Origin of the sequence: Vibrio pacinii DSM 19139 (assembly GCF_000711795.1) — a bacterium.
In the GTDB taxonomy this organism is placed as follows: Bacteria; Pseudomonadota; Gammaproteobacteria; order Enterobacterales; family Vibrionaceae; genus Vibrio; species Vibrio pacinii.
Genome location: NZ_JONH01000002.1, coordinates 380,523 through 402,357 on the forward strand (window position 1 = coordinate 380,523; position 21,835 = coordinate 402,357).

Annotated in this window: 16 protein-coding genes; 6 read left to right on the plus strand and 10 right to left on the minus strand. The window is 47.1% G+C overall.

The genetic code is table 11. The annotated features are described in order from the left end of the window. Positions 1-64 precede the first annotated feature (64 nt). Positions 65-2,245 (plus strand): 4-alpha-glucanotransferase, encoded by a 2,181-nt coding sequence (malQ, locus tag BS19_RS03950; protein WP_038173468.1) that lies wholly within the window; start codon positions 65-67, stop codon positions 2,243-2,245. A gap of 183 nt (positions 2,246-2,428) precedes the next feature. Beyond that, positions 2,429-4,606 carry a 1,4-alpha-glucan branching protein GlgB gene (gene glgB / locus BS19_RS03955; protein WP_038173470.1) on the plus strand — a complete coding sequence of 726 codons (2,178 nt, stop codon included), beginning with the start codon at positions 2,429-2,431 and terminating at the stop codon, positions 4,604-4,606. A gap of 55 nt (positions 4,607-4,661) precedes the next feature. On the opposite strand, the gene BS19_RS03960 is transcribed toward glgB, so the two are convergent. The 4 genes from BS19_RS03960 to BS19_RS03975 form a co-directional block, all read right to left on the minus strand. Then, entirely contained in the window at positions 4,662-5,303 is a 642-nt protein-coding gene (locus BS19_RS03960) for an START domain-containing protein (protein ID WP_038173471.1), read from the minus strand. Positions 5,304-5,375: 72 nt separating this feature from the next. After that, on the minus strand, positions 5,376-5,789 hold the full coding sequence (gene arfB / locus BS19_RS03965; RefSeq protein WP_038173473.1) for an alternative ribosome rescue aminoacyl-tRNA hydrolase ArfB: 414 nt from the start codon (positions 5,787-5,789) through the stop codon (positions 5,376-5,378). A gap of 101 nt (positions 5,790-5,890) precedes the next feature. Next, a complete protein-coding gene (locus tag BS19_RS03970) occupies positions 5,891-6,130 on the minus strand; it encodes a hypothetical protein (RefSeq protein WP_038173475.1) in 240 nt (79 codons plus the stop codon). A 47-nt stretch (positions 6,131-6,177) separates the two neighbouring features. Next, the gene (locus BS19_RS03975; protein ID WP_038173477.1) at positions 6,178-7,473 is read right to left on the minus strand and encodes an alpha/beta fold hydrolase; all 1,296 of its coding nucleotides are present in this window, start codon (positions 7,471-7,473) and stop codon (positions 6,178-6,180) included. A gap of 289 nt (positions 7,474-7,762) precedes the next feature. On the opposite strand from BS19_RS03975, the gene BS19_RS03980 reads away from it, so the two are divergent. The 3 genes from BS19_RS03980 to BS19_RS03990 all read left to right on the plus strand — a co-directional run bounded on the left by BS19_RS03980 (position 7,763) and on the right by BS19_RS03990 (position 10,238). Continuing rightward, entirely contained in the window at positions 7,763-8,611 is an 849-nt protein-coding gene (locus BS19_RS03980; RefSeq protein WP_038173480.1) for a pirin family protein, read from the plus strand. A gap of 176 nt (positions 8,612-8,787) precedes the next feature. Continuing rightward, positions 8,788-9,384 (plus strand): LysE family translocator, encoded by a 597-nt coding sequence (locus tag BS19_RS03985; RefSeq protein ID WP_038173481.1) that lies wholly within the window; start codon positions 8,788-8,790, stop codon positions 9,382-9,384. 17 nt (positions 9,385-9,401) lie between these two features. Further along, the gene (locus tag BS19_RS03990; protein ID WP_038173482.1) at positions 9,402-10,238 is read left to right on the plus strand and encodes a helix-turn-helix transcriptional regulator; all 837 of its coding nucleotides are present in this window, start codon (positions 9,402-9,404) and stop codon (positions 10,236-10,238) included. A gap of 84 nt (positions 10,239-10,322) precedes the next feature. On the opposite strand, the gene BS19_RS03995 is transcribed toward BS19_RS03990, so the two are convergent. After that, positions 10,323-12,176, minus strand: coding sequence for an ABC transporter ATP-binding protein (locus BS19_RS03995; RefSeq protein WP_038173483.1), 1,854 nt, complete (start codon positions 12,174-12,176; stop codon positions 10,323-10,325). A 310-nt stretch (positions 12,177-12,486) separates the two neighbouring features. On the opposite strand from BS19_RS03995, the gene BS19_RS04000 reads away from it, so the two are divergent. Beyond that, positions 12,487-13,464 (plus strand): arginine deiminase-related protein, encoded by a 978-nt coding sequence (locus BS19_RS04000; protein ID WP_038173485.1) that lies wholly within the window; start codon positions 12,487-12,489, stop codon positions 13,462-13,464. Positions 13,465-13,534: 70 nt separating this feature from the next. On the opposite strand, the gene BS19_RS04005 is transcribed toward BS19_RS04000, so the two are convergent. From BS19_RS04005 to BS19_RS04025, 5 genes are all read right to left on the minus strand, one after another. Further along, positions 13,535-15,691 (minus strand): TonB-dependent receptor, encoded by a 2,157-nt coding sequence (locus BS19_RS04005; RefSeq protein ID WP_038173486.1) that lies wholly within the window; start codon positions 15,689-15,691, stop codon positions 13,535-13,537. Positions 15,692-15,812: 121 nt separating this feature from the next. Further along, complete coding sequence (locus BS19_RS04010; protein WP_038173488.1) at positions 15,813-17,123, minus strand: lysine N(6)-hydroxylase/L-ornithine N(5)-oxygenase family protein; 1,311 nt, start codon at positions 17,121-17,123, stop codon at positions 15,813-15,815. Between the two features lie 67 nt (positions 17,124-17,190). Continuing rightward, the gene (locus tag BS19_RS04015) at positions 17,191-18,966 is read right to left on the minus strand and encodes an IucA/IucC family protein (protein ID WP_038173490.1); all 1,776 of its coding nucleotides are present in this window, start codon (positions 18,964-18,966) and stop codon (positions 17,191-17,193) included. Continuing rightward, complete coding sequence (locus BS19_RS04020; RefSeq protein WP_038173492.1) at positions 18,966-19,883, minus strand: GNAT family N-acetyltransferase; 918 nt, start codon at positions 19,881-19,883, stop codon at positions 18,966-18,968. The genes BS19_RS04015 and BS19_RS04020 overlap by 1 nt, the downstream gene beginning before the upstream one ends. Further along, positions 19,876-21,672: an IucA/IucC family protein gene (locus tag BS19_RS04025; RefSeq protein ID WP_038173493.1), complete on the minus strand. Its 1,797-nt coding sequence runs from the start codon at positions 21,670-21,672 to the stop codon at positions 19,876-19,878. Before BS19_RS04025 ends, BS19_RS04020 begins: the two co-directional genes overlap by 8 nt. Positions 21,673-21,835: the final 163 nt, after the last annotated feature.

Genomic DNA, 21,835 nt, shown 5'->3' on the forward strand with positions numbered 1-21,835 from the left:
GAACATTTTATCAAGTTAAATAACCCTACATTTTGAAGGTACAAGCAGTCCTTCGGAGAGAGCGATGAAACAACAGAACGCATTAAAACAAGTCGCTGAAATGGCGAGAATTGCCGACAGCTACGTGAGCGCGTGGGGAGATGAAGCGAAAGTTTCAGACGAGACTATTCGCCACTTACTTACGTCATTAGGCTACGATACAACCAATGATGAAACTCTTCTAAAATCGGCAGAGAAAAAACACAAGAAAGAGGTGTTGGATCCTGTGCTTGTGGTTCGAGATGGTGAGCCCGTTGAAGTCACCCTTAACCTAGGTGCAAGCGCTCGTGAGAGTGAGTTTAGCTGGCGTCTAGACACCGAACAGGGAGAGGTACTTGAAGGCTATCTTCAATCACAAATCGTGCGTGACGAGCGTAGCGAGGGTGGCCCTTTAGTGTTTGCATTACCGAGTGATATCGCTTGGGGTTATCATAAACTGACCGTGATGCGTAAGCGTCGTAAAGCGCCGTATGAGATGACGCTCATCGTGACGCCTCAAGCATGTTACAAGCAAGAGGCGATGGAGCTCCGCAAAAAAATGTGGGGGCCCAGTGTTCAGCTCTACACGTTGCGCACTCAACATAACTGGGGTATCGGTGACTTTGGTGATCTGAAACAGCTGGTGGCCGATATTGCATCGCGCGGGGGCGATTTTGTTGGCCTTAACCCGATTCACTCATTGTTCCCAGCTAATCCTGAGGGCGCAAGCCCGTACAGCCCATCTTCGCGCCGTTGGTTGAACATTCTTTATATTGATGTGAGTTCGGTGCCTGAATTTGCGTTGAGCATCGAAGCGCAGCAAAAAGTCGGCAGTGCTGAGTTCCAACAGCGTTTGCAAAAAGCGCGCGATTCACACTGGGTTAATTATACCGAAGTGGCTGAGCTTAAATTAAGTGTGCTACCGCTGCTGTTTAGTGAGTTTAAAAAACGTCATCTTGATAACAATACTGAACGTGCTGAACTGTTCTTGGCGTTCGTCGAACAAGGCGGTGAGAGCCTAGTTCATCAAGCGGCTTTTGATGCACTGCATACTAAGCTACATGCTGACGATTCCAACGTGTGGGGCTGGCCTGTCTTCCCTGAAGAATATCGCCAATTTGAGAGTAGCGCGGTGCAAGCGTTTATTACTCAACACCAAGATCAAGTACATCTTTACATGTATTTGCAGTGGATTGCCGATATTCAGATTAAAGAAGCTCAAGCACTGGCTGAAGAGAAAGGCATGTCAGTCGGTCTGTATCGTGACCTAGCCGTTGGTGTGGCCGACTCGGGGAGCGAAACTTGGGCTGATGAAGGTAATCTGGTGATGGATTGCAGCATTGGCGCGCCACCTGATGTCCTTGGCCCGCTGGGGCAAAACTGGGGTCTTCCGCCACTTAACCCACAAGTGTTACAAGCAACCAGTTACGATGCGTACATCAAGTTGCTACGAGCCAATATGAAGCACTGTGGCGCATTGCGTATTGACCATGTACTTGGTTTATTGCGTTTATGGTGGATTCCGAAGGGTGAGAACGCAACCCAAGGCGCTTACATCTATTACCCTGTAGAAGATATGTTGGCGATTTTGGCGCTCGAATCACATCGCCATCAGTGCAGTGTGATTGGTGAAGATTTAGGCACAGTACCGGATGAGATTGTTGATATTCTGCGTGATGCAGGCGTTCACTCCTATAAGGTTTTCTTTTTCGAAACATCAGAAGGTGACGGCGGTTACATCTCTCCTGCCCATTACGCAGAGCAATCTATGTCGGCGTTGTGTACGCACGATATGCCAACCTTACGCGGTTTTTGGCACTGCGATGACCTGAAGATGGGCGAAGAATTAGGTTTATATCCAGACCCAGAGCAGCTAGAGAGTCTATTTGCTGATCGTCTGGCTTCGAAGCAGGGTATCCTAGATTCAGTGGCGTGGCATGGTTATTTACCAGAAGGCGTTGGCCGTGATGCCCAATTCGTTCCTATGGATGCGTATTTAGCCGAAGCGCTTCAACTGCATGTGGCGGCGGGGTCATCAGCTTTGCTCAGTGTTCAGCTTGAAGATTGGCTAGAAATGGATAAGCCCGTCAATATACCAGGTACGGTTGATGAGTACCCTAACTGGCGCCGTAAATTATCCATGAACCTTGATGAAATATTTGCTCATGAAGGGGTGAATCGCATCGCGCATAAACTGACGGAAGTTCGAAATAAAGTCGCGAAATAGTGGCCCAATTACACCGCCTACATAGAAAACTTGAGGATAGGTCACTCTATGTAAAGCAGGAATTCGGTAAACTTAAAAAATGCTAATCAAGCCCGCTATTTAGCGGGCTTTTTGGCTTTTGTTACATCGAAACTATTTGATTAGAGAGTTCGATAAGAGAGTTCGGTTAGGGAGAGATAAGACTTGAAAATAACAACGTTAGATAAGACAACAAAAATTTATAACCAACTTTCACATGCAACATGTTCTGATCCTTTTTCATTTATTGGTCCTTTTATCGACCCCAAGCAAGGCGCACTTCGAGTATGGATGCCAGGTGCAGATAAAGTTGAGTTGGTGATTGATGAAGAGCGTATAGAGTTAGATCGTGAAGAGGCATCGGGATTTATTCTCAAGCAGCCGCGAGACTTGCACTTGACTCACTACCTGCTCGCGGTAGATTGGAATGGCACAGAACAACTGATTGATGATCCATACCAATACCACAATATCTACGCAGAATACGATGAACTACATACTCCGAAAGAGATGTACAAACATATGGGTGCTCAGTTTGTCACCATAGAGCGCGATGGTAAGCAGGTCTCAGGGATCCGCTTTCTCGTTTACGCGCCCCATGCTTGTGCGTGTAGTTTGGTCGGCGAATTTAATCAGTGGGATGGTCGTCGCACACCAATGCAGCGTCTAGACTATGGTATTTGGGGCGTCTTTATCCCTAACTTACCCGAAGGGACGCAATACAAATTTGAACTCAAAGGACCCAATGGCGAAGGCTTGCCACATAAAGCCGATCCATGGGGCGCATTTGCAGAGCAATATCCATCGTTTGCTTCGATCACCTACGACCACAGCCGCTATCAGTGGCAAGATACACAGTGGCAACAACGTCCGATCACTGAAAAACGTAAGCAGGCGCTGTCGTTTTACGAACTCCATCCGGGCTCTTGGCGTCGCGATGATAATGGTGATTTTCTCAATTATCGACAGCTTGCCGATCAATTGATTCCTTACCTTATCGATATGGGGTATACCCACGTTGAACTCATGCCAGTGTCGGAACACCCATTCTATGGTTCATGGGGTTATCAACCGGTTGGGCTGTTTGCGCCAACGAGCCGTTATGGCTCACCGGATGACTTCAAATACTTTGTCGACCAATGTCACCAAGCAGGTCTTGGCGTTGTGCTAGATTGGGTTCCAGCGCATTTTCCATCTGATGACCACGGCTTGGCCAACTTTGATGGCACACCACTGTTCCATGACCCAGATCCACGTCGCGGTTGGCACCAAGATTGGAGCTCATACATTTATGACCTAGGTCGTGAACATGTACGTCGCTTCCTTGTTTCGAATGCGCTGTATTGGTTTGAGCAATTCCATATCGATGGGATACGCGTTGATGCGGTGGCCTCAATGCTCTATCTCGATTACTCACGCAGCCATGATCAGTGGATCCCGAATGTTGATGGCGGCAACGAGAATCATGATGCCATTGCGACCCTGAAGTGGATGAATGAGGAAGTGTACAAATACTTCCCGAATGCGATGACGATTGCCGAAGAATCGACGGCATTCCCAGGCGTTTCTGCACCTACTTTTATGGGAGGCTTAGGTTTTGGCTTCAAATGGAATATGGGTTGGATGCACGACTCGCTCGCTTACATCAAAGAAGATCCTGTTCATCGTAAATACCATCACGATACCATTACTTTCCCGTTAGTTTACGCACATAGCGAGAACTATGTGTTGTCGTTATCTCACGATGAAGTGGTGTATGGCAAAGGCTCAATCCACAATAAAATGCCAGGGGATGAGTGGCAGCAAACGGCTAACTTGCGCGCTTATTTAGGTTATATGTATGCGCAACCTGGCAAAAAACTCAACTTTATGGGTACAGAGTTCGGCCAAACTGGCGAATGGAATCATGATGATCAGCTGCAATGGTTCTTGCTCGATTTTGAGCGTCACCAAGGTGTTCAGGCATTAACTCGCGATCTCAACAAACTCTACTGTAGTGAAAAAGCGCTGCATGAATTGGATAGTGAACCGCGTGGTTTTGAATGGCGTTTGCAAGATGCGGCCGATGCATCGATATTGGCGCATGAACGATTGAGTGATCGTGGTGAACGTATTTTGGTGATCAGCAACTTTACTCCTGTCCCTCACGAGGCATTTCGCTTAGGCGTACCGCTGCAAGGTACTTATCAGTTATTGCTCAACAGCGATGATACTAAGTACTCTGGCAGTGGTTATGAGGTCGCCTCTTCGGTCAGTACTGAAGCGGTAGAGAGTGAAGGCTTGGCGCAGTCCCTCACGTTGCGGATTCCACCGTTAGCAACGCTGTTTTACAAGCTAAGCTAACGTAAACGAGATGACATGACAGCCCAGCAATCGCTGGGCTTTTTTAGGCGTGCGATTATTCAATAATATTTGGATGTGTCATGGCTTGATAACGAGGAAGTTGCTCTCGTAGACCTTGAAAAGTGGCGCGTGCACTTTCTTTTGCGAGCTTGTTGACTAACCAGTCTGGGAGCGAGCCACCAGGGTTGGCAAAGGCCTGATATTCAATCATGGTGTCGCCATTGCTGAGTTTTTGCAGTGTCCAAGTTGCCTTAACTTGGCGTATACGAATGTAACCCTGTTGTTCTGGCAGGGTTTGCGCAGGCGCATCTTCAATGGTTAAGCGAAAACCGAGAGCATCCAGTTCGTATTGTGAGTAGGTGACCATATCACGGTCTTTGGCAGGCCAAGGGGCGTCAAACTGGGTGTAGACAATGTTTTCATTGCTTGAGATCTGCTTTACTACTCGACTGTGGCTGACGTTGTCGATCCACTGGGGGACATTGGCGGTGTCTTCGAGTAAACGCAGAAAAGCGCTGTAGGTGGTCGGTGTAAACATTTGTACGCGGACTTCGACTAAGCCGTCTCGGTGTTCACGGGTATAAATGGTGATCCCCTGATTGTCACTGTCAAACTGCCAATAAGTGGGGGCTTTAGCCAGTGCTATTGAGGTGACAAATAGCAGGGCAAGTAACGGGTTCTTCCATAAACCAGACATAACACGACCTATTGTTAAGGGGGCAATGTTATTCAAGCATAAATCGTGATATCAGCACAATCACACCTTAATTTAATGCTTTATACGGCCACGTAATGTTTTAGTTTGTGACTTCATCCCTTTGCTTTTCAATCTGCGTTCTTTTGATGCACGGGTCGGTTTGGTCTCTCGGCGCTTCTTTTGCACCACCATCGCGGAGCGAATCAAGTCGGCTAAACGATTGAGCGCATCGTCTTTATTTTGTTCTTGAGTACGGTACTGCTGCGCTTTAATTGTGATTATTCCTTGTTTCGAAATCCGTGAGTCATTGAGTGCAAGCAGGCGCTCTTTATACATGTCAGGGAGCGAGGAGTGGGTAATATCAAATTGCAGGTGTATAGCCGATGAGACCTTATTAACATTTTGGCCACCGGCACCTTGGGCGCGAATGGCCGTTAATTGGATCTCCCACGCTTGAAGGGTGACGTTGTTGGATATTTTAAGCATCTACTTCTTTTTATCGGTCAAAGAGTGTTATTGTAGCGTGTTCATCAACGAAAATCCTCATGTCTCATTTGAGCGCACTCTCCGCGTCGTACACGATCAGGTTATTTAAACTCTTCACCATGGTTTTCGAGTTTTTTGTGCCCACATTCCTGGCAAACGACATAGCGATCGATGAGCTCAAGTGACGCTAATGCCGGCCCGACTGCAATACCACCAAAAAATCCCGATAAGAAAGCTTTAAACTGCTCTTTTCTACTTTTACCGTAGGGAGAAGGTTTCTGCTTTATTAACTCTTTATGCGCCGTTGGGCGTGCACATTTGTCGCAAAACTGGATTGTCATTGATTTCATTATCCCCTAAATAGAGGCCCTCTTGAGGGCCAGAATGGTTAAATCAGAGTCGCCGCCGTTTGTTCACCCATTGCGATTAAAGTGTCGAGGATTTTCTCGCCATCCGCGCGTAAACCATTGTGCTCATATTCGTTCGTGATCCACGCTTTGGCGTTTGGCATGATAGCCAGAGTTTCGCGGCTAATATCCATCTCAACAAACATGTCATCGGCGTACACAGCGCAGCTTACCGGAACTTTGTTATTGGCGAGAACGTGTTGATCGTAAAGTGCTGGCCAGTCGGATTTTTCGGCCAAAATTTGTGCCGCTGGCTGGAGTGGCTGCAAGTTTTTGTATTGGTCGAACATCCAAGGGAATACCATCTCACCCGTAAAGTAGAAAGGTTGGCCTTTTTGATAGTTAAACTCGTTGTGGCTTTGACGTACACGCTGAGCACTCCAGTTGGAGGCAAATCCCTGGCAGTATATCGATTCGTGCAAAATGGCATAAATAGGGTTGGTCTGAAATCCTTGCTCCATCAGCATGCTATTAAGAAATTCGTAACGCAGTTGAGGTTGACCTGCCACTTCTATTAACGCGTTCTCAAGGGCGTAGTAGGTTGGTAAGAAGGAGTCAGCGACACCAAAGTTAATGCCGATTTGTTGGAATTGCTCAACCGTAAAACGCTGACCATTTGGTAGAAACTCTTGATGGTCGATAAGGTGATCGGCAATTTGCTGACACAGTTGTTGCGCTTTAGGAAACTGCTGAAAGAAAGCTTTGTTCTTGTCGATGGTGCGTTTAAACGTGGCTTGATACACATCGTCTGGGTGGCGAGAAATAGAAGGTACGCCACCTGTGATGTAGCTGCGTGACAGGCTTTCGGGAAACAGGGATAAATAAGTCAGTGAGCAAAACCCGCCAAAGCTTTGACCGAGGATAGCCCATTGCTCAATAGCAAATTGCTGGCGAATAAACTCGGCGTCAAGCACGATACTATCGGCGCGAAAGTGAGTTAAGTAGTCCGCTTGCTGCTGCGCTGATAAGTGTGCCAAGGTTTGGTGGTTGATCACTGAACTGTTGCCTGTGCCACGTTGATCAAGCAATAGCACGCGATACTGCTGCAGAGCGCGTTTGATCCAGCCGTTATGGCCGTTTTGTCGTGGCGAAGGGAAACCTGGTCCGCCTTGAAAATAGACCAACCAAGGTTTAGCGCTTTCACCGTCGCTGGTTAAATTCAGTGCACGAGCAAAAATGGAAAGGGTCCCTTTACTTGAGTCGGCATAATCGAGAGGAACATCAAAGTAGTACGGTGTATAAGTGACACCCGCGTCGGTAAATGGTTGAGCGTGCATAGTGATTGTCTGTTGATATGGTATAAGTGGCACTATCTTAGCTTGTTGCCGAATCGAGACCAATCGCTGAGTCGTGTTCTACGTGATAGAAGGGGCGGTGACATGACAAACGGTGATCTTGATCGTCTTTGAGTGGTGAACCGTTGATGAATATGAATGTGATGAACATCTGCGGTTTGGTTCAACCACAACTCATTCGAAGAATTTGAACGAGAGGCTCTAATCTGCCCGCTCTTCTTTTTAGCCTGTTGACATAGAATTAATCCTATCGAGTATAGGAGGACAGGCTATGAGCGTGTTACGAAGTGTCAATCAAATCATCCAAGCCCATGCGACATCCGATGGTGATGGCGTAAAGATTAAACGGGTAGCCGGTTTTAATAATCACCAGTTCTCTCCCTTTTTGATGGTGGATGAGCTCAAGTCTGATCAGCGAGCGGATTATGTTGGCGGCTTTCCTCCGCATCCTCATCGTGGTATCGAAACGCTGACTTATATGCTGAAAGGGCATTTTGAACATCGTGATCATATGGGCAATGTTGGCGAACTCAGAGCCGGTGGTGCTCAGTGGATGGCGGCAGGACGTGGCGTGATCCACAGTGAAATGCCTATTATGCAAGACGGTGATTTGCATGGCTTTCAGATTTGGATCAATCAGCCAGCGCGCGACAAAATGAAGCCAGCTCAATATCACGATTTTCAGCCAGAAACGATTACTGTCGAGCAAAATGATCAATTGGGTGTGTTGCGCGTATTAGCTGGAAGCGTTATTGCTAATGGTGAGCCGGTTAGTGGCCCCTTAACCGAGACTGGTGTTGAGTTGAGTGTCTCAGATTGGCGCGCTGAGCAAGGCAATCAGTTAACACTGACCGTTCCGAATGACTTTAACATGATGGTTTTTAGCTATCATGGTGATGTTAAGATCGGCGAACAATGGGTAAGGCAAGGCGAACTAGCGCTGCTTAGCAAAGGCAACGCCGTGACCCTAAGTAATTTGGTACAAAGCGGCGCACTTATTTTTTCAGGTCAACCGATTGATGAACCTGTCGTGCATTACGGACCATTCGTGATGAACAGTATGAAAGAGATAGAAGAGACGATTCGAGATTACAACATGGGTGTGTTTGAAACCTATTAACCCGTTTTATTTGAGGTTGGCTTTTCAACCTCTCGTACACAAAAGCTAACTATTATCCACTGCCAGTTGTTTTTGTTTTGCCGCACCCTAGGGTGCGGCTTTTTTATTTGTGCAATATCGTTCAATACCTAAAGGAGAGGTTTGATTAAGGTTGAATAACAAACCAGGAGACACAGATGAGCAGTATAATTTGGGGCATGTTAGCCTTCGCGCTAGTTGGCGCTGCAACGCCAGGGCCGGTTAATTTAATTGCGACCACCACTGCGGTGCAAAGAGGCAGTGGAGAAGCGTTCAAGTTGGTGCTGGGGGCGTCATTGGCTTATGCGATGGTGGTGTTTCTATCCGGCAGTGTGATGCAATACTTGGTTAATTTGGTGCCTGTGCTGCATCAGGTCCTTCGTTGGCTCGGCAGTCTGTTTTTACTTTATTTGGCGTATCAAATTTTTACCGCACCAGTTAACGCTCTGTCATCACCGTCAGCGCTGACGTCTGGCTGGTGGGTCGGATCGCTGACTCAGTTACTCAACCCGAAAGCTTGGTTGGTCGCGATGTCTGGTGTTAGCCTCTATGTGCTTGGTCAAGCAGAGCCGCAATGGTGGTTGTGGATTTTTACCTTGGTGTCCTTGGTCTGCTGTTTGATTGGTGTTGGTCTTTGGGCATTAACTGGCCGAGCGTTTGCCAGCTTCCTTTCTAAGCCGAGCCGATTACAACTTTTTAATCGTACCATGGCGATTGTCTTGGCTGCATCTGTTAGCATTATCTGGATTCAGTAGCACAAAGGGAGTTGTGCATGAAAAAAGACGCCAGCGCACATTTTAAACAAAGCACGGTGTTACCTTGGGTAGAGCTCAGAGTCGCCAATCAGAGTAATGCCTGTTACCAAGCTCACTCACATGACGAGTTTTCTTTTGGCATCATTGATAGTGGGCGCGCTGAATATCGTAACCGTCACACCAATCATCATATAGGTCAAGGCGATATCGTCACCATTAATCCGGCCGATGTCCATTCATGCAATCCAGAGAGGGGGACTTGGTCATACAGCATGTTATTTGTTGATAGTGGCCAGATGGGACAAATGCAACAAGAAGTGATGGCATGCAGTGACGGTGGGCATCGCCAAGACTATCTGCCATTTCGTGTTGCGTTGGATCGCAGTCCACTCGTTGGTCAGCGATACCGCGCGCTTTTTTATGATCTGCAAGCAGAAGTCGGTGCGCTAGAGGTTCAAACTCGGCTGTTTGATTTTATTGAGGCGGCGTTTGGTCAGCGAAGTGATGAAACCATAAAGGCACCTAGCCCACGGCTTAAACGTGTTCATGAGACGTTACTTGATGATGTGACGCGTGTTCATCAACTCGAACAGTTAGCGGCAGAAGCGCAAATGAGTCGATACCAGCTATTGCGTGCGTTTAAACACTATTATGGTTTGCCTCCTCACGCCTACCTGATGGATGAAAAAATTAAGCGCGCTAAAGTGATGCTAAAGTCTGGACATCAGATTGCCGATATCGCTCACACGTTGGGTTTTTCTGATCAAGCCCACTTCCAACGCCAGTTTAAAAAGAAAATTGCCGTGACGCCGAAGTATTATCAATCCCATTTTATCAAGCTTGGCGACGTGTAGCGACGTAGCTTTCAGCCACAAACTAAACCCTTCTGAGGTAAAAAAGCCAGTCGAAGGTCGACTGGCTTTGACTAATTTTAAAGCTTAGGCGCTCTGTTTGGCGTCTTGTTGATCACCAATAAAACCACCCGTTTGGTGCTGCCAAAGTTGGGCGTAGATACCACCTTGTTGCACTAGCTCTTGGTGAGTGCCTTGCTCAACGATGTCTCCTTTATCGAGCACGATGAGCCTATCCATCGCTGCGATAGTCGATAGGCGGTGTGCAATCGCAATCACGGTTTTTCCTTGCATCAATTCATTGAGGCTTTCTTGAATCGCGGCTTCTACTTCAGAATCGAGCGCTGAGGTTGCTTCATCGAGAATCAACAACGGCGCATCTTTGAGCAGGACTCGCGAGATCGCAATACGCTGACGTTGCCCGCCTGAGAGTTTTACACCGCGCTCACCGACCTGCGCATCGTAGCCAATGCCACCAAACGGATCGCTTAAGGTTTCAATAAACTCATGCGCGTGCGCTTGTTTGGTTGCGCGCAGCAGATCTTCCTCTGAGGCGTCTGGGTTGCCGTAAAGAATGTTGTCACGAATTGAGCGGTGGAGCAGTGAGGTATCTTGAGTCACCATGCCGATGTTACTGCGCAGTGAGTCTTGAGTGACGTCAGAGATAACTTGACCATCAATCTTGATTTTGCCGCTTTCAACATCGTGAAAACGCAGCAACAGATTGACCAAGGTAGACTTACCCGCGCCAGAGCGACCGACTAAGCCGACCTTTTCTCCCGGTTTGATATTAAGATTTAACTTGTTGATGACCCCTTTACTCGCATCGCCATAATGGAAGCTAACATCTTCAAATTCGATGCTACCTTGGTTAACAACTAATGGTTTCGCATTGGGTTTATCTTCAATATCAACCGGTTTAGACAGTGTTTTCATGCCATCAACCACGGTACCCATATTTTCAAACAGCGCACCGACTTCCCACATGATCCACATCGACATGCCGTTGATACGTAGTGCAAGGGCAATCGCAATCGCAATCGAACCGATGCTGATGGAATTGTCCATCCACAAGTAGATAGAGAGGGCACCAATAGAGAACACTAAAATGTAGTTAGTGATTTCAACGGCAACATCAAACCCAGTCACTAAGCGCATTTGACGATAAACGGTGTCTAGAAAACCACTCATGCCTTCTTCGGCGTACTCGGTTTCGCGCTTGCTGTGAGAAAACAGCTTAACGGTGGCGATATTGGTGTAGCTGTCAACAATACGCCCGGTCATGGTTGAACGCGCGTCGGCTTGCTCTGAGGCCACGCTTTTCAACTTAGGCACAAAGTAAACTTGAATACAGACGTAACAAATTAGCCATACCATCATAGGGATCATCAAGCGCCAATCGGCCTGGGCTAACAGGACTACCATAGAGGTGAAATAGACGCTAACGTAAACAAATACGTCCATGGTTTTCATCACGGTCTCACGCACGGCCAGTGAGGTTTGCATCACTTTTGTCGCAACACGGCCAGCAAAGTCATCTTGGTAGAAATTCAAGCTCTGTTTGAGCAAGTAGCGGTGTGCTAACCAACGAATCGACATTGGGTAGTTACCGAGCAAGGTTTGATGAACCAGCAATGAGTAACAGATGGCCAAAATTGGCATCACGACCAGTAATAGCACCCCATAGAAAATCAAGTCACGATGATTTTCTTGCCAAAAGGTCTCTGGGTTACTGTTAGACAACCAGTCGACTAAGTTACCCATCGCCCCAAATAAAGAGACTTCGACCACGGCGACAATAGTCGCCATAATCGACATGATTAACAGTGGGATTTCGAAACCACGAGTATAGTAACGACAAAATGCAAAAATACCCGATGGCGGTTGGCCAGGGTCTTGCTCGGGGAAAGGCTGAGTAAAACCTTCAAACTTCTTAAACATATGTTTTTCCTAAACACGCAATGAGAATAGAGCGCCAGACAGGCGCATGCGTTCGTCCTTAATAGGAAGGGCTTTGATATGGTAACCCTTCGGCTTGGCAAATGTAACCGGTTTATTATTCCCTTCTATGCATAATATCCATTTCATTTGATTGTTAAATTTATCACTCAGTTAAATTAACTTAACTTACTTTATTTAACAGTTATATTTGCTGAAAGTGAGTGGCTTTAGGCGTCAACTTCAGTAAATGTTTATTTAACATTATGTCTACAATTGGCCTTATTGAGTGAGATTAATTGAGTTTGTCACAATGTTGAAACAGCAAACCATACTAGAAATTAAACGGTCTTCAGTGCAAAACGCTAACTGTGTGGTGATGGTGCCTCCTAAAGAGTTTGCCTTTAATGCTGAAACGGCCAAAGACAATGAATTTCAACACCAAATTAATGACACCACTGGCCACATCCGCCAACTAGCGATGCAAGAATTCAACACGATGGTGGGTGAATTACGCCAGGCGGGCGTGCAAGTGGTGGTGTTTGATTACCCTCAAGGTGAGATTGAAACGCCAGACGCTGTTTTCCCTAATAACTGGTTTAGTACTACGGCAGATGGTCGTCTATACACTTTTCCGATGGTATGTGAAAACCGCCAACAAGAAGTCAAAACCAGTGCATTAGTTGAGGCGCTAGAATTGGCTGGACGCCCTGTTTTAACGCAAGATAATTTGTTGTCTTACTTAGAGCAAGATGCGCATCTCGAAAGCACGGGGGTGATGGTCAAAGACCACCTCAACAAGACGGTTTACGCGGCGCTTTCTCAGCGTTGTGATAGAGAAGTGCTTGAAGATTACGCCGAGCGTATCGGCTATCAACGGGTGGTTTCTTTTCAAACCGCACTGCCTTCAGGCAAGCCGATTTACCATACCAATGTCATGATGGCGATTGGTGAAAATTTCTGCGTTATTTGTGATGAAGTGATCCCAGAGTTTGAACGTCGTTTTGTACTCAAATCATTAGCCAAAGATAAGCAGGTCATCTCAATTTCACTTGAGCAGATGAATCGGTTCTGTGGCAATATCTTGCAACTGGAGGCCGCTAATGGTGAGAAGGTAATTGCCATGTCTCAGTCAGCATTTGAAGCGTTTTCTCCTGCGCAGTTGGCTCAGTTAGCCAGTCACGGTAAATTGCTGCCATTTAACGTGCAGACTATCGAGAATATCGGTGGTGGCAGTGTGCGCTGTATGTTGGGCGAAGTGTTTCTGCCTAGCCACGCACAAAGCTTGTAAATCCATAGCTCAGCTTTAAATATCGTCAAAAATAAACCGCCCAAGCAAGAGGGCGGTTTTGTTGTTTAAGTTAGAATTTAACTTGGTAGTTCAATGTATAGGTGCGGCCACGGCCTTTGTAATCGTAAGCCGCTGCATCATAGTGAGCCGAGTAAACTATCTGAGCTCTTTGTCCCCAAATGGTGGTGTAATCCTTGTCGAAGAGGTTTTGAATACCAAAGCCTAAACTGCCGACAGGAAGTTGGTAGCTACCCACTAGGTCAAAGATGGTGTAACCATCAAGCTTGCTTTGCGCATCATCTTGGTAATCAAACATGGTTTGACTTTGTACTTTGACAGCCAGCTCGTTGTCATACCAACCTGCCCATGCATTTGCTTTTGAAGTACTCGCTTCGCCAGCCGTCATATCTTGCCAACCATTATCGCCCTTGATCTCTGAGACGACATAATGGCCTGAAGCGCCAAGTTGAATATTGTCATGCACCCAGTAAGATGCCATGGCTTCTAGCCCATAAACACGTTTCTTATCTTCTAGCTCTTCGATAAGTAGCGTTTTCTTGTTGTACTTAACCGATTTGTCAGAGAGCGAATAGTAAGCGGCAGTTTGCAAGTTAAAGCCCGCTTTATCTAATCGGTAACCTAGCTCTATGCTGTTGGTTTTAATACCAGACATCTTTGATTCGTTGACATTGATACTATCGTTCAGCTGCCAGTGATCACCCACTTGGGTGTAGTCACCTTGGCCATAGTATTTGGCGGGATCGGCGAGGTCGAAACCTTGTGAAAAGTTTGCCCAAATCTGCGAGTTGTTATCCAGATGATAGATAGTACCGACATTGAATAGACCTACATTGTAGTCGGTCTCACCGCCCGGTACTGCATCGGCCGTGGTGCCATTACCTGCGGCAATTTTCTTTTGTTGCTGGTAACCGACAAAATCATCGATCTTGTTGATCATGTGTTGATAGCGGAATCCCCCTTCAATCGACCAATCCTCAGTAATGGCGTAATCGGCCTGCACAAAGCCTGCAATTGAACCGACGTCGACCCCTGGGTAGCGGCCAACTTGTGCGTAGGTGCGATTGATTAAATTCCCCGAGTTATTCGCGATGGTCGGATCATAAAGAGCTTGGTTACTGTCGAGTTTGTCTTGGTAGGCATCAATACCGTAAACCAAGTTAAGTTGCTCAAACTTTTTGGCTAACGCAACTTTCAGTGACAGGACATCGGTTTTTTGCTGACCAGAAGATTGATAGTAAGGGGTATAGGTTTGGTCTTCTTGGCGGTATGACGCTTCAGCGATAAGTTGGTGACCTACGAAGGCTTCATCCACATAAGAGGCGCTCAACATCATGCGTTCTGTGCCATGCTCGCGATCTGAGTCAAAGCCTTTTCTTACATCAACAAAATCACCGTTTTCGATATACAGGCCGTAAGGCGAATCTTGTTGACTATCATAGTACTGAGCCAGCAAGTTGAGCTGTTTGGTGTCAGAAATGTTCACGTTGGCGGTAGTCATGAAATCAAGGGTTTGGTTAAATTGCAGCGAACCTTGTGATATATCCGGTGTGACGATATCACCATTGGCATCAAAATAGCCTTGGGTTTCTGTGTAGATTACCGATGCGCGTGCGGTGACTTTGTCATTGCCGCCAGAGATCGATTGTCCCAGCTTGTAGTCAAAATCTTCACTTGAATTTAAACCAGAAGAGCCGCCGACATAAGACTCAAATTCAAGCTCTTGGCCGGTGGCTTTTTTAGTAATGATGTTGATGACACCACCGGAAGCGCCAGCACCATAGATAGAGGTGGCACCAGACAATACTTCGATTCGCTCAATATTAAATGGGTCGATAGAGTCCATGTAACGGCTGATCTGACGCGATGATTGCAGAGACACTCCATCAATCATCACCAACATTTTGCGTCCACGTAGGTTTTGACCGTAGTTGGTGCGTGCACCACTGCTGATGTCTAAAGAGGGAATCGAGGTCGCTAGGATTTCGCCTAATGTTTTGCCACCGCGATACTCTTGCTCGATTTGCTCCGAGTCGATGTACCAAACGGTGCCGGGAATGTCGCTGATCGCTTTCGGTGTGCGGCTAGAGACCACCACCATCTCTTCAAATGAGGTCGCTTCTTGGGCGGCAACGGGCGGGGTGAGTATTGCACTGGCGACAGCAATCGCCGTCGTAGACAGTAGCAAGTTTCCTTTCTTAACGTTCATTTTCTTCTCTATGTTTATAGTAGTAATGAGCCCACGACTGGCTGTTTACGAACCAGCTCGCTCGTTGGGCGGGTGGAAACGTCACCCACTCAATCACAGTGAGTGACAAAAAGGTGTTTGGCTAAGCGACCAGTTGCTGTGCCTGCGTACTAGGCGAGAGCCAATCAATCATGCCCTGACCTGAATCCGTATCGAACAGGTTTTGGCCAGTTAAGCGATTGATGATGCGTGCGCTGCGCCAAGCCATTAAGCTCAGTTGAGGCTCAGCGATGCCGTGGCTGTGCATACCAGCATTAACCGCAAAGATTTTATTGCGCTGTTGGCCTTCCCATTTGATCTCAAAGTCAGGTGTCATTTGATATCGGTGTTGTTGATCAAGATCGAGCAGAGGCAAAATGGCGCTTAAGCATGCAGGGCTGGGCGCTTCAAACCCGGTCGCAAGAATGACGATGTCGGCCTGATGCGTCTCTAAACATTGGTCTAGTGCGTTGCTGGCGGTAAGTTTGAATGCGCCGCCGACAGCATTCATCTGAGTTAAGGTGCGATGTGGTAATAATTTGACCCACTTCTCTTCTTTGAGGACATCAAAGCGGTGATACAACTCTTGATAAATTGTGAGTAGTGCTTTTTGAGTAATACCGTCAGAAGTGAGTTTTTGCTGAGTAATCTCATTGCGCTTTACTTGCGAATCTAAATTAACGAAGGCATTGACATAATCAGGGGTGAAGAACTCGTTGGTAAACGCGGCTTCATCAAGTGGCTGATAGTTGGCACGACGTGAGAGCCAATCGAGGGATTTTGGCTTGCCCCATTTGTGTTGCAGCGCGTTGATGAAGATGTCTGCGCCGCTTTGACCACCGCCAACGATCATGATGCGTTTACCGCTAAAATCATGCTCACCAAGGCCAATTTGTGCAGCGTGGAAAACGCGTTGGCCTAAATGCGCTTTGGCACATTCAGGGATTGCGGGTACTTTGCCTGTGCCAATACAAAGGTTGTCGGCGAGGTAGCTACCTTGGTTGGTATGCAGTTTAAATGCATCGCCAGTGTACTCTATCTGTTCAACACGGGTTGAGAGCTGAACGTTTTCGAGTTGGTTAGCCGTCCAAGCAAGGTAATCCGAGAATTCGTGGCGGCTGATACATTGCAGCTCAGCAGACAAGAAACGATAAAATTTCTTGTTTTTAACCAAGTAAGAAAGAAACGAGTAGCGACTTTCCGGATCGACAGCGCTGACCAAATCTTTCAAGAACATGGTTTGCATATGGGTGTTATCCAGAAGCAAACCTGGATGCCAAGCAAAGTAGTCACGGCTTTCAAAAAAACGTGATGAAATCTGTGGCTTATCTGCAAGTAGTGCCGCGATACTGAGGTTAAATGGGCCGACGCCGACACCGGCGAGATCAAGTTTGACGTTGTTAGTGTGTTCCATAAGAACAATCCTTTTCTTGGTTTAATGGCGGCTTAACTAAGCACTAAATTTATAGTTATGTTGTTAATTAGCGTTGATGGTTGTCGTCCATTGCTTTGAACAGCGGGTTATCGAGCATGTCATCTATATCGGGTAACATTCTCGATGTACTGGCGTCCGTGCTATGGCGCAACTTGGCTAAGTTAAGGCCGATGCGTAAAATTTTCGGTTTGAATAGGTCGAATTGCTCGAACCGGTGTTGATACTCACGATGAGAGGCCATGTAGGCTTTAAGCCGGTCGCCAAGCAAGCGATAAAATTGCTGCTCAGAGAAGCCTAGTTTGGCCACCCATGGTGAAATAAAGCGTAATGTGGTGACAAAGTGGCCAGTCTGTAAATCATGAATAATTAATGATTCATCGAGACGGACAGTGACCTTTTTGACGCTATCATCCAAAGACGCTTGTTCAGGGTAATCTTTGCTGACCAAGCGCATATCGCCTTGGAAATCTTTGAGTAAAATGCGTTTAGGGGCGTTATTTTCTAGTATTAAGGTGACGTTTTGGCCATGGGCGATCAGTGAGACACCGTATTTACACAGCAGGTGGTAATAAGGGATCACCACGGCATCAAACAGTTTGCTCAGCCATGCTTCGATACTTAAACCGGAAGCGTCAATGTACTGCTCAATCAGCGAGTGGCCTTGGTTGTCACTCTCCATCAAGGCTGCCATTAAGATCGCGCATTCACCCGATTGTAATTTTGAGGCGGCAGATTCACGCCAAATGACACCGAGCAACTCGTGGTAACGATAAGGTGCGTTTTGTAACAGGGCATAGTCAGCTTGCGCAGCAAAGGCGGCGGCAGGCTCTTGCAAGACTTGCGCTTGTTTTTGTGCCAAGAGTGGATCTGACTTGAATACGTCATCAATCCAGTCGGAGGCGGTTGGACCGGCGAGAATATAACGACCTGGAATACCGCGATAGCACGAGGTATTCATGATGGTTAGCGGCAATTTGATGTCGTAGCTTTCAGGGCGCGTAACGTTGCTTAAGGTGCGTAATGACAGCTGAGGCAAGAAGCGATCGCCAAATTCACCTAAGTAAACCAGCTGTTTAACGGCCAGTTCACGCACAAACAGAATTGACAGCTTTTGGTTCCACTGCCAAGGATGAACGGGGATATAGCCATACTCGCTGATATCGACATTCAGTGCGGCTAATTGGCTGTCCATCTGCTTTCGTTCATCATCAGCAATGCAAGAGTTGAGCAGATCTTGCCAGCCAACGTGGTCATTAGTTGCACGTTGCAAAATAGACAAGTGCACCGCAACCCAGCCTAATTGAAAGGCATGTTGTGCTTCTGGGGCATACTTTGCCAAGTCATCGCTACCCCATCCTCGACGCCCTTTATTGAAGGCAAACTTGGGGTGACCGTCAAAGTAGCTTTGTTGCTGCTCGCAGGGTAAAAATGCCAGATCTCGCGCAGTCATCGCTTGTTTACGATGGATTAATTGACAGTCGCCAAGCAACGTGGCGTTAAGATCTTCAAGGTGTTCAGCCAAGGCTTCATCAGACATTGATAGCTGTGATTGAAGATCGCGCATCAATAATGCCGCTGAAACTGGTTGGTTAGGCTCACTGTCTGAGTCGCGAGTGATCGAGGTAGGCTCAATCATCACTTGCCCCCAGATGTTCCCACTGCCGGTAAAACAATACTGAGTGCCATTATCGAGTTTGAGTTGATAGCCTGAGCCGGTGACATCAAAGCGAAACGCTTGTTCGTAAGCGAATTCACTGAGGATTTTGCCGACCATTTTTTGGTTGGCTAACGTCCAATAGTTGTGCAAGGCGAACGATTCCATTACCACTGCTCCGTAAAGAATGTTGGGCGATTTAGCATCAACAGCGCCGAGCGTTTATGAGGGAAATTAAACTCAAAACATTTTTGATAACCCAGTGGCAAGATGCGATTAAATAGACGGTCATTATCCGCCCGCGGCTCGAGCACAATGCGGTTAGTGCGCACATCATCGATAAACAGGTAGTGGCTAATCGCACGCATCCAAGCGTTAAAGAACTTAGGGCCTCTGAATGCTTGCTCGCCGACCAGTAGGTGGATACCACGATCGAAGTCTTGCACATCGTAATATGGGCTAAGTCGGTCTTCGGCAACCCAATAGGCTTCAATGTAACCAAAGGGTTGGCCGTTAAACTCACCAATTAATGGAATAATGTGCGGGTCTGCAAGGCGCTGTTCAATAAACTCGGCCAGTTTTTCTTCACTCCAAGCCTGCTCCCAAAAGTGGGCGACTCTCGGGTCGTTCATCCAGCGGGTAAAACGGGCCAGATCTTGCTCTAATTCAATTACACGAAAGCTGACGTTAAGTTCGGCATCAAAATCATCCCTTTGATACACCTGGCCTTGTGGCATAGGCGGACGTAAAGGGTGATGGCGGTATTGGTTGTTGGATTGAACGAGCTGCTGTGGGAAGCCGCTTGACGTTGGGTGTTGATGCCAAACGAGCGGCAATTGGTAAAAAGCTTGGCGTGATACCTGTTGTTCGACCAAAGGGAGTAGCGTGTTTACCCACTGCAGAATTTCGCGATCGTGGCTGATCACTTTAAGCGCTTCAATTTGCTTAAATTGGCTTAGAAGTTGATCGATATCTCGCACCAATTGTGCGCCGATTTCAGAGCAGACTAAGTCACTAGCGTGTAGCGTCAGCTCAATCGTAGCTTGAGGTTGTTCGTGGTAGCTAAAGGTATTGAACTCAAGCATGAGTCACCTCCTTAACGCGAGCCAAAGGGTTGGCCAAATCAAAATAGATAACGGCAGGATCTGGGATAGAATTCTCGTTAAAGTTTTGTAGGTAGCAAAAGAAATTACCTTTGCAGCACAGCGCGTCACTCGAGAGCACATAGCGCAGGCAGAGATCATCTTTTACTCCGCTTTTCAGTAGTGCATCAAGGTGATCGTAGAGAATTTCAATTAATTCACTTTCCTCAACATCCAAGTGAGCGCAGATGGCGGAGATAACATTAAAAGTTGAGTTAATGATCAGGTAGTAGGCAAAGTAGCGGCGTACTTTGTCTTGGTTCCAGTAGTTCTCAAGCGCCTCTTTTTCATCACCGAGTTTATCGCCAAAGCGCTTAAAGGCGAGGTCGGTATAGCCGGTGCCCTGACAATCGCGGTAGTACATTCCGACCGGGAAGCCATGCTCTAACTGCATCACGATATTTTGCTGGTGGGCAAGAAAGACGATGCCCCAGTTGGCTTGTAAGTCAAACAGAGGCGCAACAGCATGACGGCAGTATGCATCAAACCAGCGTGTGGCGGCGTGGTGGGTAGGCAGCCCCTGTTGCTCGGCATAGTGTTTAATGCGTTCGGCCACTAAACTTGCGCCGCCATACGGATTTTGCTGGGTGAGCGTTGCTAGAACCACGGCTTCTTGAGCTGGTTTGTCCATCAGAGGATTGTCTCTAAATGCCACAAGACTCTCGTCGATAATCTCGCCGTGGCAATCTTTGAGACCGATAAACGCCGGCTCTTGCATTAGTTGAAAATCTTGACCATTACCCAGTTGTTGCGCCAGTTCAGGGTGTTGGAATAAATCGTTGAGTCTTGTGCCACGCAGCACTTCTTTAAACGATAGATTACGAATGGAGTTGGTCAGTTTAACGCTGAGCGAAAACTTAAGCATGTAAGGTAATCTCGGCGCATATAACGAGCGAGTTGACGAGGTAGGGTACCAAGTGGCGCCCAGTTGGCCGAGGTTCTCAATTTGCTTAGTGGCGATATAACCTTTAATCGAGGCGTTATCTGCCATGACATGCCACTGCCATGGGTGAACGGGAAGCAATAACCTGTCTTGTTGCTGTGCGATTTTTAGAGCATCAGCCAGAACGGCATCGTGTGCGACAAGGTCATGTAGGCGTTGAGTAAAACTGATCTCCGCCGAGCTACCTGTTGTCAGGATCTCTTGATTGACGCTAAGCCAGAACAGTTTGAATTGGCCGCCGAGTTCGGGTGAGTAACGCTTAGCGTCACTCAGGCTAAACTGTTCGCGGCTCTTTGGTGCTGGGTGGAATGAGTGACCAATCAACAAACCTTGCTCTGCGGTTTTGAAGTCAAGCGGTTGGCTAAATAGCTGTTGTTGATAAGGTGAATGCGCAATCGCTTGTGCGGTGTTGTCCAGACTCTCCAAAACTCGATTGGTAAAAATGGCTTTTTGCTCTTCGCTGATAATGCCAACCAGTGCTGGTTCGTTAACGATAGTGTCGACAAGTTGTTCTATCGTCAGCGCCGTCACTTCATCGCCGCTGAGTAGCAGGGCTGGGAGCTGGTATTCATGGCTGCCCAAGGCTGAAAAATAGCGCAGAGGGATATGAAGTGTTTGTGAGTTTGACAGCGACAATTGATACGTATGCTGACCATCGTCACTGCGCAGTAATTGTACTGACTGACTTTCTCTGGCTAATGAGTTGAGAAAACAAGCGATGGACGCTTGGTTGGTGTCGATTTTATTGGTTGAGCTCTCGAGGTTAAGCCGATCGTTGTTACGATTCATTTTCTTTCTCGTTATGTTATTAATTAAACTGACAAGAGAATGCTAATTATTATCATTCGTATGATCAACTTGTTTTTGATGATTTAATAAAATTATTTTTACAAAGGGGAGAAATAATGTGGGTTAAGTATTGCCGTGTGGTTAACAGAAGGTGCTGCGAGGT

Bases quoted from the DNA above. Each gene is read 5' to 3' on its own strand.
- malQ (WP_038173468.1), top strand. From the start codon at position 65: ATGAAACAACAGAACGCATTAAAACAAGTCGCTGAAATGGCGAGAATT.
- BS19_RS03960 (WP_038173471.1), bottom strand. From the start codon at position 5,303: ATGTCTGGTTTATGGAAGAACCCGTTACTTGCCCTGCTATTTGTCACC.
- arfB (WP_038173473.1), bottom strand. From the start codon at position 5,789: ATGCTTAAAATATCCAACAACGTCACCCTTCAAGCGTGGGAGATCCAA.
- BS19_RS03970 (WP_038173475.1), bottom strand. From the start codon at position 6,130: ATGACAATCCAGTTTTGCGACAAATGTGCACGCCCAACGGCGCATAAA.
- BS19_RS03975 (WP_038173477.1), bottom strand. From the start codon at position 7,473: ATGCACGCTCAACCATTTACCGACGCGGGTGTCACTTATACACCGTAC.
- BS19_RS03980 (WP_038173480.1), top strand. From the start codon at position 7,763: ATGAGCGTGTTACGAAGTGTCAATCAAATCATCCAAGCCCATGCGACA.
- BS19_RS03985 (WP_038173481.1), top strand. From the start codon at position 8,788: ATGAGCAGTATAATTTGGGGCATGTTAGCCTTCGCGCTAGTTGGCGCT.
- BS19_RS03990 (WP_038173482.1), top strand. From the start codon at position 9,402: ATGAAAAAAGACGCCAGCGCACATTTTAAACAAAGCACGGTGTTACCT.
- BS19_RS03995 (WP_038173483.1), bottom strand. From the start codon at position 12,176: ATGTTTAAGAAGTTTGAAGGTTTTACTCAGCCTTTCCCCGAGCAAGAC.
- BS19_RS04000 (WP_038173485.1), top strand. From the start codon at position 12,487: ATGTTGAAACAGCAAACCATACTAGAAATTAAACGGTCTTCAGTGCAA.
- BS19_RS04005 (WP_038173486.1), bottom strand. From the start codon at position 15,691: ATGAACGTTAAGAAAGGAAACTTGCTACTGTCTACGACGGCGATTGCT.
- BS19_RS04010 (WP_038173488.1), bottom strand. From the start codon at position 17,123: ATGGAACACACTAACAACGTCAAACTTGATCTCGCCGGTGTCGGCGTC.
- BS19_RS04015 (WP_038173490.1), bottom strand. From the start codon at position 18,966: ATGGAATCGTTCGCCTTGCACAACTATTGGACGTTAGCCAACCAAAAA.
- BS19_RS04020 (WP_038173492.1), bottom strand. From the start codon at position 19,883: ATGCTTGAGTTCAATACCTTTAGCTACCACGAACAACCTCAAGCTACG.
- BS19_RS04025 (WP_038173493.1), bottom strand. From the start codon at position 21,672: ATGAATCGTAACAACGATCGGCTTAACCTCGAGAGCTCAACCAATAAA.